Source organism: Achromobacter sp. RT286_PF, assembly GCF_059760425.1.
In genome coordinates this window covers 85,927-102,259 of record NZ_JCBAMR010000016.1, presented here as the reverse complement: position 1 = coordinate 102,259, position 16,333 = coordinate 85,927, and the positions used below count along the sequence as shown (strand labels likewise).

At 66.6% G+C, this 16,333-nt stretch carries 15 protein-coding genes; 11 read left to right on the top strand and 4 right to left on the bottom strand.

Features of this window, described 5'->3' with window-relative positions; genetic code table 11:
- The first annotated feature begins 45 nt into the window (after positions 1–45).
- The 7 genes from AC6LJY_RS14925 to AC6LJY_RS14895 are packed head-to-tail and all read left to right on the top strand — an operon-like array spanning position 46 to position 8,549.
- A complete protein-coding gene (locus AC6LJY_RS14925) occupies positions 46–1,128 on the top strand; it encodes a LuxE/PaaK family acyltransferase (RefSeq protein ID WP_498136267.1) in 1,083 nt (360 codons plus the stop codon).
- A complete protein-coding gene (locus AC6LJY_RS14920; protein WP_314355379.1) occupies positions 1,125–2,585 on the top strand; it encodes an acyl-CoA reductase in 1,461 nt (486 codons plus the stop codon). The genes AC6LJY_RS14925 and AC6LJY_RS14920 overlap by 4 nt, the downstream gene beginning before the upstream one ends.
- The gene (locus AC6LJY_RS14915) at positions 2,582–3,346 is read left to right on the top strand and encodes an ABC transporter ATP-binding protein (RefSeq protein ID WP_498136266.1); all 765 of its coding nucleotides are present in this window, start codon (positions 2,582–2,584) and stop codon (positions 3,344–3,346) included. The genes AC6LJY_RS14920 and AC6LJY_RS14915 overlap by 4 nt, the downstream gene beginning before the upstream one ends.
- Complete coding sequence (locus tag AC6LJY_RS14910) at positions 3,343–4,107, top strand: ABC transporter permease (protein ID WP_314355377.1); 765 nt, start codon at positions 3,343–3,345, stop codon at positions 4,105–4,107. Before AC6LJY_RS14915 ends, AC6LJY_RS14910 begins: the two co-directional genes overlap by 4 nt.
- Before the next feature lie 20 nt (positions 4,108–4,127).
- Positions 4,128–5,141, top strand: a complete 1,014-nt coding sequence (locus AC6LJY_RS14905) for an ABC transporter substrate-binding protein (RefSeq protein WP_314355376.1) — start codon at positions 4,128–4,130, stop codon at positions 5,139–5,141.
- 1 nt (position 5,142) lies between these two features.
- Positions 5,143–5,922: a 3-oxoacyl-ACP reductase gene (locus AC6LJY_RS14900; protein WP_314355375.1), complete on the top strand. Its 780-nt coding sequence runs from the start codon at positions 5,143–5,145 to the stop codon at positions 5,920–5,922.
- Positions 5,923–5,966: 44 nt separating this feature from the next.
- The gene (locus AC6LJY_RS14895) at positions 5,967–8,549 is read left to right on the top strand and encodes a mechanosensitive ion channel family protein (RefSeq protein WP_498136265.1); all 2,583 of its coding nucleotides are present in this window, start codon (positions 5,967–5,969) and stop codon (positions 8,547–8,549) included.
- On the opposite strand, the gene AC6LJY_RS14890 is transcribed toward AC6LJY_RS14895, so the two are convergent.
- Positions 8,546–9,718 carry a M20 aminoacylase family protein gene (locus AC6LJY_RS14890; RefSeq protein WP_498136264.1) on the bottom strand — a complete coding sequence of 391 codons (1,173 nt, stop codon included), beginning with the start codon at positions 9,716–9,718 and terminating at the stop codon, positions 8,546–8,548. The two genes, AC6LJY_RS14895 and AC6LJY_RS14890, sit on opposite strands and share 4 nt — an antisense overlap.
- A 174-nt stretch (positions 9,719–9,892) precedes the next feature.
- Between AC6LJY_RS14890 and AC6LJY_RS14885 the strand changes: the two genes are divergently transcribed.
- Together AC6LJY_RS14885 and AC6LJY_RS14880 are read left to right on the top strand one after the other, a co-directional pair.
- Entirely contained in the window at positions 9,893–10,816 is a 924-nt protein-coding gene (locus AC6LJY_RS14885) for a LysR family transcriptional regulator (RefSeq protein ID WP_046803229.1), read from the top strand.
- Between the two features lie 173 nt (positions 10,817–10,989).
- Positions 10,990–11,976, top strand: a complete 987-nt coding sequence (locus AC6LJY_RS14880; protein ID WP_498136263.1) for a Bug family tripartite tricarboxylate transporter substrate binding protein — start codon at positions 10,990–10,992, stop codon at positions 11,974–11,976.
- Here AC6LJY_RS14880 and AC6LJY_RS14875 read toward each other — a convergent pair.
- The gene (locus tag AC6LJY_RS14875) at positions 11,963–12,433 is read right to left on the bottom strand and encodes an Lrp/AsnC family transcriptional regulator (protein ID WP_046803228.1); all 471 of its coding nucleotides are present in this window, start codon (positions 12,431–12,433) and stop codon (positions 11,963–11,965) included. The two genes, AC6LJY_RS14880 and AC6LJY_RS14875, sit on opposite strands and share 14 nt — an antisense overlap.
- A 291-nt stretch (positions 12,434–12,724) precedes the next feature.
- Here AC6LJY_RS14875 and AC6LJY_RS14870 point away from each other — a divergent pair, with 291 nt between their 5' ends.
- Positions 12,725–13,369, top strand: a complete 645-nt coding sequence (locus AC6LJY_RS14870; RefSeq protein ID WP_498136262.1) for a LysE family translocator — start codon at positions 12,725–12,727, stop codon at positions 13,367–13,369.
- A 56-nt stretch (positions 13,370–13,425) separates the two neighbouring features.
- Positions 13,426–14,331: an EamA family transporter gene (locus tag AC6LJY_RS14865; protein ID WP_498136261.1), complete on the top strand. Its 906-nt coding sequence runs from the start codon at positions 13,426–13,428 to the stop codon at positions 14,329–14,331.
- A gap of 26 nt (positions 14,332–14,357) precedes the next feature.
- Here the strand turns inward: AC6LJY_RS14865 and AC6LJY_RS14860 are convergent, their stop codons facing one another.
- Positions 14,358–15,350, bottom strand: a complete 993-nt coding sequence (locus AC6LJY_RS14860) for a tripartite tricarboxylate transporter substrate-binding protein (RefSeq protein ID WP_314355371.1) — start codon at positions 15,348–15,350, stop codon at positions 14,358–14,360.
- A gap of 179 nt (positions 15,351–15,529) precedes the next feature.
- A complete protein-coding gene (gene otnI, locus AC6LJY_RS14855) occupies positions 15,530–16,315 on the bottom strand; it encodes a 2-oxo-tetronate isomerase (protein WP_120157150.1) in 786 nt (261 codons plus the stop codon).
- Positions 16,316–16,333: the final 18 nt, after the last annotated feature.

Genomic DNA, 16,333 nt, shown 5'->3' with positions numbered 1-16,333 from the left:
CGGGCGGGCTTCGGAGCTTCCTTGTACCGGAATCGACGAACGCCCATGAACAACGCTGCCCCGCCCGTCGCGGAACTTCTTGAATTCATTGCCCAGGACGGCTGCACCGATGCGCAGTTCGACCGGATGGCGCTACGGCTTTTTGCGTATCAATATGGCGCCAACGGGCCGTATCGCGCGTTTTGCCAGCGGCGCGGCGCGACCGTGCGCAATGTGAAGACCTGGAGCGACATTCCCGCCGTGCCCATCGACGCCTTCAAGGCGATGGAGCTGCGCTGCGAGGCGCCTCGGGCCGACGAGCGTGTCTTCATGACCAGCGGCACTACGCGCGCCGACATGCGCGGGCGGCACTTTCACCCGCATCTTGAGGTTTACGACCTGTCCATGACGCGCAATTTCGCCGCGCGCGTCATGCGGGGCACGCCGCGCCTGCCGATGGGCATTCTGTTTCCGGACGAAGCCGCCATGCCCAATTCGTCGCTGGCCCACTATCTGGCCCTGGCCAAGACCGCGTTCGGCACCGAAGACAGCCGCTATTTCATGTCGCCGCAGGGCATCGACCTGGATGGGTTGTGGCGTCGCCTTGAAGAGGCTGAACGCGACGGCCAGCCCTATGCGCTGCTGGGCGCCAGTTTCAGCTTCGTGCATGTGATCGATGCGCTGCGCACCGCGGGCCGCACGTTCCGTTTGCCGCCGGGCAGCCGCATCCTGGACACCGGCGGCTACAAGGGCCAGTCGCGCGAGCTGCCGCTGGACACCTTTTATTCCGAGCTGTCCGAGCTGCTGGGCGTGCCGCGATCGCTGTGCATCAACATGTATGGCATGACCGAACTCAGCACCCAGTTTTATGACGACGGCAATGCCACCGTCCCTTCCGTGAAATCGGGGCCGCACTGGATTCGCTCGCGCCTGGTCGACCCCGCCAGCGGCCGCACCGTGCCCGCGGGCGAACGCGGCATCCTGGCGCACTGCGACCTGGGCAACTTCAACTCGGTCAGCACCATCCTCACTGAAGACGTCGGGCAACCCGCCGATGGCGGCTTTTTGCTGCTGGGCCGTGCTGAAGGCGCGCAGGCCAAGGGCTGCTCGCTGGCCGTCGAAGAATTCATTCAGTCGGCGCGGCCATGAGCGTGCAACGCGTCCAAGCGGGCTATCTGCCGGGGCTGACCTCGGCCGATGTCCAATGGCAGACCCTGCCCTTCGAGCAGGACGGCCGGCGCGTGGATGTGGCCGTGCCGGTGCTGACCGCCGCACAGATGCAAGCGCTGGCCGAACGCGTCAAGCAGGCCAGCGCGCGGCATCTGAAGACGATGACGGTGTCGGAGATCATCAACGTCATCGACCGCGCCATCGCCCGGTTGCTGGATGCCAACGACCCGGTTCGGCAACAAGCCGATGCGCTGTTGCCGATCGTCAGCGGCTATGACGGGCAGATGGTGCGGCTGGGCCTGACCGGCTTTTTCAAGACCTTCCGCGCGCCGCAGCTGCATCGCTTTGTGGCCGAAGACTTCGCCAACCCCAAGGTGCTGGACGGCTTTCAGCCCGCGGCCAAGGGCGGCGCGGTGCGCGCGCATGGCCCGCAATTGCTGGTGCACAGCTGGGCCGGCAACGTGCCCGCGCTGGCATTGTGGAGCCTGATCTGCGGCCTGCTGGTCAAGGCCGGCAATATTGGCAAGCTGCCCAGCGCCGAGCCGCTGTTTGCCGGCTGGTTCGCGCACCTGTTGGCCGAGGTGCACCCACCGCTGGCCGACTGCCTGGCCGTGGTCTGGTGGCGTGGCGCGGGCGAGGACGACGCCGCCGCGTTGTACGCGCAGGCCGATACCGTCGTGGCGTACGGCGGTAACGATGCCCTGCATGCCATCCAGCGCCGCCTGCCCGTCACGACGCGCTTTCTGCCGCATGGCCACAAGCTGGGCTTTGGCGTGGTCAGCGCGGCCGCGCTGGACGCACAAAAGGCGCCCGCCCTGGCGCGCCGTGCGGCATGGGACGTGATGCGCTACGACCAGCAGGGCTGTTATTCGCCGCAGATTTTTTACGTGCAGCGTGGCGGCCTGGTATCGCCGCGCGACTTTGCGGCTTACCTGGCGGGCGAGCTGGCCAATCTGCATCGCCGCTTTCCGCGCCGCGCGTTGGATCTGGCCGAATCGGCGGCGCTGGCCAAATGGCGGCAGTCCATCGAATGGCAGTTGCCGTCCAACGCCGCCGACGTGCTGATCGGCGACCCCGATGCCGCGTGGACGGTCTCTTATGTGGACACCGCGCCTTCCCTGTCGCCCACGGCCCTGCAACGCAGCATCGTGGTGGCCGGTATCGACACGCTGGATGAGGTGGCGGCGCGCGTGGCGCCCCACCACCACTACCTGCAAACAGCGGGCGTGGCCGCCACGCCCGAAGAGCTGTATCGCCTGGCCGATCAGCTGGGCGCGGCAGGCGTTACCCGCGTCAGCGCGATTGGCGCGATGAGCATGCCCGAAGCGGGCTGGCATCACGACGGCCGTTTCAACCTGCTGGACCTGGTGCGCATGACGGAAATCGAACAGTCCGCCGAAACCGCCGCCGACCCCTACGCGCCGTACGAACCATGATTGCGGACCCGTCCCGCCCCTTCCTGCACATCGACGGGGCGGTCTACACCTACCCCGGCCGCGCGCCCATCGTGAACGGCATCGACTGGCGCCTGCAAGCCGGCGGCTTTCATTGCCTGGTGGGTCGCAGCGGCTGCGGCAAGACCACGCTGCTGAAACTCGCCGCCGGGCTATTGACGCCGCAGTCCGGCCGCGTGGTGCTGCAAGACGGCACGCCCGCCGCGCCCGGCCCGCAGCTGGGCTATGTATTTCAAGCGCCGACGCTGCTGGACTGGCAACACGTGATCGACAACGTGCTGCTGCCCGTGTCGTTGCAACGCCGACCGCTGCCGGAAGACGCACGGCGCGCGCACGATCTGCTGTCCATGCTGGGCCTGTCCGACCACGCACAACACTACCCACGCCAACTGTCCGGCGGCCAGCAAAGCCGCGTGGCGCTGGCCCGCGCGCTGATTCTTGAACCCGCCTTGCTATTGCTGGACGAACCCTTCGCGGCGCTGGACGCCATCACACGCGGCGAGCTGCAAGACGACCTGCTGCGCATGTGCCGCCTGCGCAATACCACCGTGCTGTTCGTCACGCACGACATCAGCGAAGCCGTCTACCTGGGCGACCGCGTGGCCGTCATGCACCAGGGCCGCATGCTGGCCGACCTGCCGGTGGACCTGCCCGCGCCCCGCACGCAAGCCATGCGGCACGGCGCCGCGTTCAACGCCACCTGCGCGCAGGTGTATGAATTCATGACCGGGGCGCGCCCATGACGCCCGCCATTCGATTCCGCGTGCTGGCGCTGGCGCTGCTTATCGCGCTGCTTGGCGCCTGGGAAATCACCGTGCGCCAAGCCGGTATCTCGGCATTGGTGCTGCCCGCACCGTCCGCCGTCGCGCAAACCTTGTGGACCAGCCTGGCCACCGGCTACCTGTGGCCACACATCGGCGCAACGCTTGCCGAGATGCTGCTGGGCCTGGCGATCGGCGGCGCGGCGGGCCTGGGCATCGGCATTGCGTTGGCCGAATCGGCCTTGCTGGACCGCGTGCTCAAACCCTACGTGATTGTCAGCCAGGTTGTCCCTAAGCTGGCGCTGGCGCCGCTGTTCGTGGTGTGGTTCGGCTTCGGCATGGCGCCCACGGTGGTCATGACCGCGCTGATCTGTTTTTTCCCCTTGATGGAAAACACGCTGACCGGGCTGCGCCAGGTCGACCCGAACCGGCTGCAACTGTTTCGCATGCTGGGCGCCACGCGCGCGCAAACCTTGCTGCGGCTGAAGCTGCCTGCCGGCCTGCCGGGCATCCTGGCGGGGCTGCGCGTGGCGCTGGTGCTGGCACTGGTGGGCGCCGTAGTGGGCGAATTCATCGGCGCCAGCCGAGGCTTGGGCGCCGTCATCATCGCCGCGCAAGGCATGATGGACACGCCCCTGATGTTCGCCGCGCTGACCGCCATTGCCGCCATCGGGTTGCTGGGCTATCAGGCCACGCTGATGCTGGAACGACGCCTGCTGCGTCCCTACGCCGATCAATCATGACTTTCATCCGGACCGCATCCATGCATTTTTCCCCCACCCGCCGCGCCTTGCTGACGGCCGCCGCAGGCCTTGCCGCCACGTCCGTGGCGCCGCTGGCGGCACGCGCCCAGGGCGCCTCGGCCACAGCCGTTAGCGGCACCGTCACGCTGGCGGGCTGGAGCAAGCCCATCAGCGAAATCACCAACCTGCTGGCCGAGCCCGACAAGGGCTTCTTCAAGGCGCAGGGCGTCAACCTTGTCTACCTGCCCGGCGCGGGCGGTGGCGACGCCATCCGCAACCTGCTCAGCGGCCAGGCCGACGTGGCATTCACCGACCCCGGCTCGTTTTTCATGGCGTTGGACAAGGGCGAAAAGCTGCGCGCCATCTACGACATCTATCCGCAAAACGTCTTCAACGTGGTGTCGTTGAAGTCGGCCAACATCACGCGGCCGGCCGACTTGAAGGGCAAGCGCATCGGCGTCTACAGCCTGTCCAGCGGCACGCGCCAGAACCTGCTGGTGATGCTGCATCAGGCCGGGCTTACCGAAGCCGATGTTGAAATCGTCGTCACCGGCGTGCTGAACTTTGCGCCGCTGCTGCAAGGGCAAGTGGACGCCACCGCCGCCACCGACACCGGCTTGCTGGTGGGGCGCAAGCGCGGCCTGCGCGAGGTCAACGTGATGCAGGTCAGCGACACCCTGAACGTATCCAGCGACCTGTTCGTCGTGCGCGAGTCGGCACTGCCGCAAAAGCAGGCCCTGCTGCGTGCCTTCCTGAAGGCTTATCGCGACAGCGCCGCGTGGATGATCGCGCATCCCGAAGAAGCGGCCCAACTGGCCGGCAAGCGCGCCCTTGACGGCACCGATCTGGCCGTCAACCTGGAAGTGATCCGGCTGCGCAACGCCGCATCCATCGCATCCGGCGGCAGGCCCTTGGGCTCCATCGATATCGGCTTGCTGCAACAGGCGGCGGACGCTTACCACGCGTTGGGCCTCATCAAACAACCCATCGACATCGCCGCCGTTGTCGACACCCACTTGTTGCCGGAGGCATGACATGAATGCGGCGTTGAAATTCGCAGGCAAGGTGGTGCTGGTGACGGGCGCCAGCCGAGGCATCGGCGCCGAAATCGCGCGCAGCTTCGCGCGTGAAGGCGCCACCGTGGTGGTCAACTATTTACGCAACACGGCCGCGGCCGACAGCGTGGTCGCGCAATGCCAGGCCGCCGGCGGCGATGCCTGGGCCGTGCAGGCGGACGTCGGCGTGCCCGACGCCGTGCGCGCCATGGTCGACGGCATCGTGCAAGACGCCGGCCGCCTGGACATCGTCGTCAACAATGCCTTGCGGCCCTACGCGTTCGACCCCCGCCAGCGCACCGCTTTCGATGCGCTGCAATGGCAGGACTATCAATCGCAGTTCGATGGCGCGGTCGGCGCCGCATTCAACGTGTGCCGCGCCGCCCTGCCGCATTTCAAGCAGCGCGCGCAAGGCTGCATCGTCAACATCGCCAGCAACCTGGTCGAACATCCGGTGGTGCCGTACCACGACTACACCACTGCCAAGGCCGCGCTGGTGGCATTCAGCCGCAATCTGGCGGTTGAGCTGGGGCCGTATGGCGTGCGCGTCAATTGCGTGGCCCCCGGCCTGGTCTACCCGACCGACGCCAGCGGCGCCACGCAGGAATCATTTCGCGAGCAGCTGATTGCGGCCACGCCGCTGCGGCGCATCGCCCGCCCCGAGGACGTCGCCGGGCCGGTGCTGTTCCTGGCGTCTGACTGGAGCGGTTTCATGACGGGGCAAGTGCTGTTCGTGGACGGCGGACTGGTGATGCGCTAGAGTGGATTGCCCCCCGCCTCGCAGCATCCCCACGGAGTCGCGACATGCGCGTCCGAGCCAGAGTCCTCAAGTACCTGTTCGGATGTTCCCTAGGCTTGCTGGCCTTGGCCGCCGCCCGCGTGGCCATCGCCGACCCACCTTCGGCATCGCCGCCTGCCCCGCCCGCCGCCATCCAGATGGCGGACATTCCATTGCGAGCGGACAGCGACACCCGCTACGCAGAGGGCGTGTTGCAGCGCGTGGCCGTGACCGACCCCGACGCTACCCTGGGCCCGGCGCTTGAGGCCATCGGCAAATCCGCCGACGAAAAACTCTACGAATTCCAGCCTGCCCAACTGCGCACGTTGCCCATCATGCGCGTGGAAAGCCTGGAGCGGCACTGGGTCTTTGACGCCAACCGGCTGGCGCGCTGGCAGGCGGACCTGCGCCAGGCGACCGCCTGGTACGCCAGCGACGCCGCCGAACTGCTGCGCCGCCGCGCCGCATGGCAGGCCATCAAGGATTCTTCCTCCGCCGCCGGCCTGCCGCCCGCGCTGGCCGACCGCGTGGATGCCGTCCAGGCGCAGTTGACGGCGGCGGCGCAGGCCCTGTCCATTCCGCTCTCGCGCCAGGCCGCGCTTGAACAGCGCGCCAACGCCGTCGAAGAACGCATCAAGGCGGGTCACCGCGCGGTCAGTGATGCCATCAACGATATCGACGCGCGGCTGATGCGCATCGATTCGCCACCGCTCTGGGATGCAGGCAAATCGCAGGACACGGGCGAAGACACCCTGGCCCTGCTGCGCACCGGCCTGGACATCGAAGTGCGCTTCGCGCGCGACTACGGCGCGGCGGGCAGTGGCAATCAGCGCGCGCTGCATGTACTGCAACTGTTGCTGCTGCCGCTGCTGCTGTGGCTGGCAAGAAAAAGTCGCGACGCGATTCGCGCGGGCGTCATGAGCGAAACCGCCGCCGGTGTGCTGGGCCGGCCCTTGTCCACCTGGTTGCTGCTATCGATGCTGGGCGTGCTGGCCCTGGAGCCCGACGCACCGTTGATGGTGCAGCAGGTAGCGCTGGTGCTGGCCGCCGTGCCGGTGCTGCGCCTGTTGCCGCCGTCCGCACGACGCCAGCTGGACCAATGGCCGCACGTAATCACCGCACTGTTCCTGGCCGAGCGCCTGGGCTTTCTGTTCCTGGCCAACACGCTGTTCTACCGCCTGTCCACCGTGGCGCTGACCGCGCTGGCGCTGGCCGCCATCCTGTGGCTGCTGCACCGCACCCGCCGTCAGGTCCACCCTGCCGCCTCGGCACGGCTGGCGTCCATCTTGCGCGCCATCGCCTGGGGCGCCGCCGCCTTGCTGGGCGTGTCGCTGGTCGCAAACCTGTTCGGCAATGTGTCGCTGGCCGAAATGCTGACCAGCGCAGTGATCGGCTGCGGCTACTTCGGGCTGGTGCTTTATGCCGGCGTGACGGTCATCACCACCCTGCTGCAATTGCTGCTGACCCGGCAAGGCATCTCGCGCTTCCGGCTGGCGCGCGAACACGCGCCGCCGCTGGTGCAGTTGCTGATCCGCCTCTTGACCGCAACGGCCGCGGTGGGTTGGGCCGTCTACGCCATGGACCGCTTTCGCATCCTGCGCGCCACCTATGCATTCGTTACCGAAGTGCTGTCCTACACGCTGACCATCGGCGAAGTTTCCATCAGCCTGGGCAACGTGCTGCTGTTTTTTATTTCGGTGATCATCGCCTTCTGGGCGGCGCGCACCATCCGCCTGGTCCTGCGCGACGAAGTGCTGACCCGCATGGCCTTGCCGCGTGGCGTGGGCAACAGCGTTGCGTCGCTGTCGTACTACCTGGTGCTGCTGCTGGGCCTGGGCATTGCGCTGTCGGCGGCGGGCTTCCAGACCAGCCAGCTGACCATCGTCTTCGGCGCGCTGGGCGTGGGCATCGGCTTTGGCTTGCAAGGCGTGGTGAACAACTTCGTATCGGGCCTGATTCTGATGTTCGAGCGGCCGATACAACCGGGCGATGTGGTGGAGATCAGCGGCACGTCCGGCCAGGTGCGCGACATTGGCATGCGCGCCACGCGCATCAAGACATTCGAAGGCGCCGACGTGATCGTGCCCAACGGCACGCTGCTGTCGGACAAGCTGACCAACTGGACCATGCTGGACCGCAGCCGCCGCATTGAAGCCAGCATCGGCCTGGCCTACGGCACCGACCCTCGCCAGGCGATCGCGCTGCTTGATGCCGTCGCCCGCGACACGCCAGGCATCGTTGCCGACCCCGCGCCCACGGTACTGTTCATGGGCATCGGCGCCAGCACGCTGGACTTCAGTGTGCGCGCGTGGACGTACGATTTCGACCGCTGGATCGACATCCGCAGCGACCTGTTGACGCGCCTGTACGACGCGCTGCGCCAGGCCGGCATCGAAATCGCCTTCCCGCAGCGCGATCTGCATCTGCGCACGGTGTCGGAGGAAGCGGGCGCGGCGTTGGCGCGTGCAGGCGCACCCGTCGCATCGGCGGCAGCCGAATCGGCGTCCGCTGCCTCTACTGCCTCTACTGCCACTACTCGCACTACTCGCGTCCCTTCCGCCCCTTCCGCCACCCACGAGCCGTCAGAAACCCGCCCCCCGCCGCGCTAAATCGGCATCGCCGTCTTCACCAGTTCCACCCAGTAATGCGCGCCCAGCGGCAGAATGTCGTCGTTGAAATCGTAGTACGGGTTATGCACAGGCGGGTTTTCAACGCCTGGCCGCCCGGCGCCGACAAACACGTATGCGCCCGGGCGCTGTTGCAGCATATAGGCGAAATCTTCCGAGCCCATGCGCGGCGTGCAAGCCGCATCAACCTTGTCCGCGCCCACCACGCGCGCCGCCGCACGGACCGCCAGCTGCACCTCGGCTTCCGTGTTCACGCACGCCGGATAGCCGCGAAACACCTGCACTTCGATACGGGCGCCGGAACTCACCGCTACGCCCGCGCACACTTCACGCAGGCGCCGTTCGGCCAAGTCGCGCGTGGCGGCGGTCAACGTGCGGCAACTGCCGCGCAACATGACGCTGTTGGGCACCACGTTCCAGGTATCGCCGGCATGAATCTGCGTGATGCTTAGCGCCAACGCGTCGGTGGGCTTCACATTGCGGCTGACGATGGCCTGCATGGCGGTAACCAGCTGCGCGGCCGCCACGATGGGATCGATGCCATGCTCGGGTTGCGCCGCATGGCAGCCCTTGCCGGTGACGTTGATTTCATACGTGTCGCAATTCGCCATCACCGTGCCCACCCGCGTGGACACGGTGCCGAACGGCAGATTGGGCGAGTTGTGCAGCGCGTACACCGCGTCGCAGGGAAAAAGGTCGAACAAGCCGTCCTGCACCATGGCCAGCCCGCCACCCGCGTGTTCCTCGGCCGGCTGGAAGATCAGGTGCAGCGTGCCACGCCATTCCGGGTCCACGGCCAGGTGATGCGCTGCCCCAAGCAGCATGGCCGTATGCCCGTCGTGGCCGCAGCCGTGCATCTTGCCGGCAATGGTCGACCGGTGCGACGCGTCGCCCAGTTCCTGCATGTCCAGCGCGTCCATGTCGGCGCGCAGCCCGATCACCGCCCCCGCGCCCCGCGCCAGCGTACCGACCACGCCGGTCTTGCCCAAGCCCCTATGCACCACGGCACCCGCGCGCTCCAATTCGCGCGCCACCACGTCGGCCGTGCGGAATTCACAGAAGGCGGTTTCGGGATGGGCGTGCAGGTCGCGACGCCATTCGCGCATGTTGCGCAGCAGTTCCGGGCTGATGGGCGATGGGACGTTAGCCATGTTGCGGTCTCTCCGTAGGCAGGCTTGGGGGAAATACGGCTATCGACTATAGACAGGCGCGGGTACAAAGCCGATAGCAATGATTGCGTCTTATCGATGCGGTTTTTGCAACGATGCAACCCGGCCGAATACGCGGGGTGCGTCTTTCTTGGAAGCCCGTCATGGAAACCAATCATGGATGATGTCCTGGAGTTCAAACGGACGCTCTGCTTGCTGCAAGTGATAGAAACCGGCACGTTGCGCGCCGCCGCCGATCAGCTCAATACCGATCCGTCCGCCATCAGTCGCGCCATCGCCCGGTTGGAGGCAGACACCGGGCTGACGCTGCTGGAGCGCCGTGGGCGCGGCGTGGTGCCTACTGACGCCGGCCGCCTGGTGGCGCTGTTCGCCCGCCGTCAGCAGGACCTGAACGAATCCTTCCAGGCCGAAGTCAACAACCTGAAAAGCGCAACGCGTGGCCATGTGGAACTGGCGCTGGGCGAGGGCTTTGTCGACATGGTGCTGGAGCCCGTGCTGCTGTCCTTCGTGCGCAAGCACCCCGACATCACCTACAGCATCCACGTGGCCGGCACTAACGAGACCGTGCGTTGCCTGGTGCAAGAGCGCGTACAGATTGCGTTGGCCTTTCAGCCGCCCAACGACGTGCGCTTGCGATCGCACTATTCGCGCGCCGCGCCGATGCGCGTGCACGTGCACAAAGACCACCCGCTGGCGCGGTCGCGCCGTGCGTTGCGCTTGGCCGACCTGGCGCCCTACGGGTGGGCCGCCATGGACGAATCGTTTGGCGTGCGCCAGCACATCCAGGCGGCCGAGCTGGACGAAAACGTCAAGCTCAAGCCCGCGCTGCTGACCAACTCTTTCAAGATCCTGTGGGAATTCGCCAGCCAGGGGTTGGGCTATGTGGTGAACCCGCTGTCCGTGCCGCTCAAGGGCGCGCAGTTTCGCCAGATGGTGTCGCTGCCGCTGGCCAACCCCATCCTGAACAACAGCCGCACGCACGTCATCAGCCTGGCCGGCCGGCATCTGCCGCCCGCCACGGCCAGCATGCTGCGCCACATCCTGAAGACCTTTCCCGCCCTGGAGTCCCGCCGCGCCTAGGCCGGCCGCGCCTGAGCTGGCCGCGCCTCAGCCGGCCGCTTCCATCGATGCAAAAATCACAATGATCGGACCTCCCGCCAGTCATTGATGCGAACAATCGCCGCTGCCTAGACTGCATACGGCAGACCGGAAAACCGGCTGCGCGCCAACAGAAATGACAAGGGAGAAGCAGCATGCGTTGGAATCTACCGGCCCGGATGGCCGCCGTTTGCCTTGCCGCTTGTGCCATGACGCCGCTGGCCCATGCGGACTATCCGGCCAAGAAGCCCCTGAGCCTGGTGGTGCCGTATCCGGCGGGCGGCGCCAGCGATGCGTCCGCGCGCCAGTTTGGCGTGCACATCGCGCACGCGCTCGGGCAACAGGTGGTGGTGGAAAACGTGGGCGGCGGTGCGGGCATGCTGGGCGCGCGCCGCGTGTTGACCAGCGCGCCGGACGGCTACACGTTCTTGCACGGGTCGCCCAACGAGGTCATCCTCAGCCCGTTCCTGAACGCCGCCGCGCACTACAAGCCCGAAGACTTCCGGCTGACGCAGCCCATCAGCGAAGCCACCATCGTGTTGCTCGCGCGCGCGGACCTGCCGGTCAATACCGTGGACGAATTCATTGCCTACGCCAAGCGGTCCGGCGCCAGCCCCCTGACCTTCGGCAGTGTGGGCGTCGGTTCGCTGTATCACATCATGACGGAATACCTGGGCCGGCGCGTGGGCGCGGAGTTCCTGCACGTGCCCTATCGCGGCGCGGCGCCCGCGCTGCAAGACCTGATCGGACGCCAGGTTGATTTTGCGGTACTGCCCTACCAGCAAGCGATGGAGGGCATGGCCGCGCAACAGCAGTTGAAGATCCTGACCAGCTTTTCTGACACGCTGCCCGCTGCGCTGGCCAAGCTGCCGCTGATATCGCAAAGCAAGACCATCCCCGATTTCGTCTACACGATCGCGGGCGGTTACTACGTGCGCCAGGACACGCCCGCCGCCGAAGTGGACACCTTGCGTCGTGCCGTGGGCTATGCGCTGGAACAGCCCGACCTGCGCGCCCGCATGGAAGCCGAGGGGCGCCGCTTATTGGCGCCGATGAGCCAGCCCGACGCAGACGCCTACGCCACCGCTCAGGTCGCCAAGTACCGCCAGATGATCCAGACGCTGGGCCTCAAGCCGATGTAGCCACCGGCACCGTCAACGTGTTCTTCACCTGGCTCATCACCACCAGCGTCGAGAAGCGCTTGACGTTCGGGTTGCCCCAGAAGTGGCGCTGGGCGAAGTCGTCGTATTCGGCCATGTCGGCCATGGTCAGCGTCAGCACGAAGTCGACTTCGCCCGTTACCGCCAGGCACTGCATGACCTCGGGCGCGCCGTGCATGGCGCGCTTGAAGAGGTCGAGCTTGTCGGCGCGTTCGCTCTCCAGCGACACCAGCACCACCATCATGATGGCGCGCCCCACGGCGGCCGGGTCCACCACGGACACATCGGCCGTCACTACCTTGGATTCGCGCAGCCGCTTCATGCGGCGCAGGCAGGATACCGGCGACAGGTTCACGCGTTCGGCGACGTCCTGGCTGGTGCGCTGGTTGTCTTCCTGCAAGCTTTGCAGGATTTGAAGATCAAAATCGTCTAGTTCCATTGGGGTCTCGGAACGGGGGGAGGTCGGAAACGCGGTGGCGGCTTCGGCTGGCGGGCCGGACTACAGGCCGGATAACGGCCCGGGCTGTGGGCGGGCTGCGGGCCAAGGTCGGGGTTGATTCCGGGCTTGCGCAGATTCTAATCCTGGGCGCGAACAGGTCCGGCCCCAATTCGACGGGAAACTTCATTCGGCCGCCGCCGGACGCAGGAAAAAATCAGCGGGCGTGCGTACACTGAGAGCCCTCCGTCCCCGGTGCCCTGCCGTGGGGCACGCCAATCAGCCGCCGTTGCAATGCCGTCGCTCCAGCTTTTTCTGCTTTTTCTTGCCGCCGACGCGGCGCTTAAACTCACGCCCGGCCCGGACATGGCGTTGACGCTGTCGCGCGGCATGACGCAAGGCTTTCGCCCGGCCTTGCACAGCGTGCTGGGCAACGTGGCGGCCGGTTTCATCCAGGTGCCCGCCGTGGTGCTGGGCCTGGCGTCGGTGCTGCAATCCTTTCCGACGCTGTTCGTGGCGATCAAGGCAGCGGGCGGTTTGTATCTGGGTTACTTGGGTATCAAGGCGATGATCCGCTGCGCGCAGGCGGCCGACGTGTCCTTGTCGGCGCGGCCGGGCGATGCGCGCGATGCGTTCTGGCAGGGCTTCATGACGAACCTGCTGAACCCGAAGGTGCTGCTGTTCATGATCGCCTTCCTGCCGCAGTTCACCTCGCCGGAAAACGGCCCCGTGTGGGTGCAGATGATGGTGCTGGGCATCACCATGAAAGTACTCAGCCTGCCTTACGGCAGCTGCTTTGCCTACGGCGCGTCGCGCATTCGTGGTTGGGTCGGGCGTAACCCCTGGTTCTTGCGCATGCAGCAAGGCTTGCTGGGCGCCGTGATGCTGGGCCTGGCGCTGTACGTGCTTTACTCCACGGCCGCCACGCTGGCGCCTTGAACCTCGTTTTTTGTTGCGCGTCCGCGCGTTCCTGCATTGAGCGTTACCTAGCACCCATGACCGCCGCCACCTTGAACACCGGGCACAACGCCACGGGCTCGACCCTGCTTCCCACCCTGTCGCTGATCGGCGCGATGGCGTCGCTGTGCATCGGCACGTCGTTCGCCAAGTCCTTGTTTCCCCAGGTGGGCGCGCAGGGCACGACCGCCTATCGCATCGTTATCGGCGCCATCATCCTGATTGCGTTCTGGCGACCGTGGCGCTTCGCGTTGACGCGGCAAAACGCAGCGAAGATCGCGCTGTACGGCGTGACGCTGGCCTGCATGAACCTGCTGTTCTACATGGCGCTGCGCACGTTGCCGCTGGGCATCGCCATCGCCATTGAATTCACCGGCCCGCTGACATTGGCCGTGCTGACGTCGCGGCGGGCGATTGATTTTGTGTGGATCGGCTGCGCGCTGGCAGGGCTGGTGCTGTTGATTCCCACCGGCCAGTCGCTGCACGACCTGGACCCGACCGGCATTGCCTACGCGCTGGCCGCCGCCGTGTGCTGGGCGCTATACATCGTCTTCGGAAAAATGGCCGGCAACGTGCATGGCGGCCAGGCGACGTCACTGGGTTTGCTGGCGGCCACGATGGTGGCCTTGCCGGTGGGCGTCGCGCATGCGGGCATGGCCTTGCTGGACCCCAAGCTGATTCTGGCGGGCATCGGCGTGGGCATTTTGTCCAGCGCGCTGCCCTACTCGCTGGAAATGATCGCGCTGCGGCGCCTGCCGCAAAAGACGTTTGGCGTGCTGCTCAGCATGGAGCCGGCCATGGGCGCGCTGGCCGGCGTGATCGTGCTGAACGAACACTTGTCGCAAACCCAATGGCTGGCAATTGCCGGCATCGTCATCGCGTCGGCGGGTTGCGCGGCCACGGCGCAGCGCGGCAAGAAGCGCCGCGCCAGGGTGCGCGACTAAGCGCCCCAGGCGCGACTGATCCCGCGCTATTCCGCCGAAATGCCCTTGTGCCGGATCACCGCGCCCCAGCGTTCGTTTTCCGCGCGCGCATAGTCGGCAAAGGCTTGCGGTGTGCTGCCCGTGGGTTCCATGCCCTGCAAGGTCAGTTGCTTGACCACGTCGGGCGACTTCAACGCGGCCACGATGGCCTGGCTGAGCTTATCGACGATGGGTGCGGGCGTGCCGGCCGGCGCCACCACGCCTTGCCAGGCCGCCGCCTCGAACGTGTGCCCGCCCACTTCCGCAAAAGTCGGCACATCGGGTAACTGGGCTGAGCGCTGCGCGGCCGGCACCGCGATGGCGCGCAGCTTGCCGGCCTGGATCAACGGCCGCGCGGCGGCCAAGTCGGCCATCATCATCGGCACCACGCCCGACGCCACGTCCTGCAAGGCGGGCGGCGTGCCCTTGTACGGAATTGCCGTGGCGCGTCCGCCGATGGATTCCAGGAACAGCTCCATGGCCAGGTGATGCGGGCTGCCCACGCCCAGCGAGGCATAGCTGCCCGGCTTGTCGGTGCGCAGGTAGCGCATGACGGCGGGCATGTCTGACAGGTCGGAAGTGGGCGAGGTCACCAGCACGATCGGCAGGGACACCAGCGTGGACACCGGGGTCAGGTTGCGGGCGGGGTCATAGGGCAGGTTCTTGTATAGCCAGGGGTTCAAGGCCAGCGTGCTCATGCCTGCGGTCATCAAGGTGTAGCCGTCGGGCGCGGCGCGCGCGGTCTCTTGCGCGGCGACGATGGTCGCGGCACCCGGCCGGTTCTCGACCACGACCGTCTGTCCCAGCGATTCGCCCACGTGCCTGGCGACGATACGCGTGGCGATATCGCTGCCGCCGCCCGCGCTGAACGGCACCAGCCAGCGGATGGGATGGTCGGGGAATTCACCCGCCGAAGCGACGCTGCATGCAAGGCTGAACCATGCAGCGGCGCTGGTCAGCGCCACGGCCCGCCACGTGCGCGGCAAGATGCTTGTCATCATGTCCCGGCCTCCTCGACCTTGGTTTGCATTTATTTTGATTAACATATTAACTATTTTCGGCACGACCGCAAGCCCGGCGTTTCGGGCGGCAATGCAGGGGGAAATGAGGGCAGAAGAAGGCGACAGGGGGACAGGGACAGCGCGGCGTTCAGCCGCGCCGCGATAGCCGCGCGCCGCGATTAGCCGCGCGCCGCGTTCAGCCAGCGCAAGCCGGCCGACGTGTGGCCCGCCGGGCGGTACTCGCAGCCGATCCAGCCGCTGTAGTCCAGTTCGCGCAGCACGTTGAATACCCAGCCGTAATCGAGCTCGCCGCGATCCGGTTCGTGGCGGTGCGGCACACCCGCGATCTGCACGTGGCCCACGCGGCCCGTGGGCAGGTACTCATGCAGTTTGGTGGTGACGTCGCCTTCGACGATCTGGCAGTGGTACAGGTCCATCTGCACTTTCAGGTTCGACGCGTTCACGGCCTGCACGATGGCGTGGGCCTCGCTCTGGCGGTTCAGGATGTAGCCCGGGATGTCGCGCGTGTTGATGGGTTCGATCAGCAACGTGACACCCGCCGATCGCGCCTGGCGCGCCGCCCAATCCAGATTTTCGCGGTAGCAATCCAGCAGCGATTCGCGCGGCACGCCGTCGGGCGCCAACCCCGCCATGACGTGCACATTGGAGCAAGACAGCGTCGTCGCATACGACAAGGCATGTTCAATCCCTGCCTGGAATTCCGCCTGCCGGCCGGGCAATGCCGCCAGCCCGCGTTCACCGCGCGCCGTCACGCCCGGCGGTGCATTGAACAGCACTTGCGACACGCCCACCGCGTCCATCCTTTCCCGCACGAAGGCGGCGGGTTCGGCGTACGGAAACATGCATTCGACCCCCGTGAAGCCATCCGACGCGGCGGCGGCATAACGGTCCAGGAACGGATATTCCTGATACATCATGGATAGGTTGGCGGCGAATTTCAGCATGGCGGTGGCTTGGGGTTC

What these genes read in the sequence shown, in the direction of transcription:
- AC6LJY_RS14925 (WP_498136267.1), top strand. Translation starts at nt 46, where the DNA reads ATGAACAACGCTGCCCCGCCCGTCGCGGAACTTCTTGAATTCATTGCC.
- AC6LJY_RS14920 (WP_314355379.1), top strand. Translation starts at nt 1,125, where the DNA reads ATGAGCGTGCAACGCGTCCAAGCGGGCTATCTGCCGGGGCTGACCTCG.
- AC6LJY_RS14915 (WP_498136266.1), top strand. Translation starts at nt 2,582, where the DNA reads ATGATTGCGGACCCGTCCCGCCCCTTCCTGCACATCGACGGGGCGGTC.
- AC6LJY_RS14910 (WP_314355377.1), top strand. Translation starts at nt 3,343, where the DNA reads ATGACGCCCGCCATTCGATTCCGCGTGCTGGCGCTGGCGCTGCTTATC.
- AC6LJY_RS14905 (WP_314355376.1), top strand. Translation starts at nt 4,128, where the DNA reads ATGCATTTTTCCCCCACCCGCCGCGCCTTGCTGACGGCCGCCGCAGGC.
- AC6LJY_RS14900 (WP_314355375.1), top strand. Translation starts at nt 5,143, where the DNA reads ATGAATGCGGCGTTGAAATTCGCAGGCAAGGTGGTGCTGGTGACGGGC.
- AC6LJY_RS14895 (WP_498136265.1), top strand. Translation starts at nt 5,967, where the DNA reads ATGCGCGTCCGAGCCAGAGTCCTCAAGTACCTGTTCGGATGTTCCCTA.
- AC6LJY_RS14890 (WP_498136264.1), bottom strand. Translation starts at nt 9,718, where the DNA reads ATGGCTAACGTCCCATCGCCCATCAGCCCGGAACTGCTGCGCAACATG.
- AC6LJY_RS14885 (WP_046803229.1), top strand. Translation starts at nt 9,893, where the DNA reads ATGGATGATGTCCTGGAGTTCAAACGGACGCTCTGCTTGCTGCAAGTG.
- AC6LJY_RS14880 (WP_498136263.1), top strand. Translation starts at nt 10,990, where the DNA reads ATGCGTTGGAATCTACCGGCCCGGATGGCCGCCGTTTGCCTTGCCGCT.
- AC6LJY_RS14875 (WP_046803228.1), bottom strand. Translation starts at nt 12,433, where the DNA reads ATGGAACTAGACGATTTTGATCTTCAAATCCTGCAAAGCTTGCAGGAA.
- AC6LJY_RS14870 (WP_498136262.1), top strand. Translation starts at nt 12,725, where the DNA reads ATGCCGTCGCTCCAGCTTTTTCTGCTTTTTCTTGCCGCCGACGCGGCG.
- AC6LJY_RS14865 (WP_498136261.1), top strand. Translation starts at nt 13,426, where the DNA reads ATGACCGCCGCCACCTTGAACACCGGGCACAACGCCACGGGCTCGACC.
- AC6LJY_RS14860 (WP_314355371.1), bottom strand. Translation starts at nt 15,350, where the DNA reads ATGATGACAAGCATCTTGCCGCGCACGTGGCGGGCCGTGGCGCTGACC.
- otnI (WP_120157150.1), bottom strand. Translation starts at nt 16,315, where the DNA reads ATGCTGAAATTCGCCGCCAACCTATCCATGATGTATCAGGAATATCCG.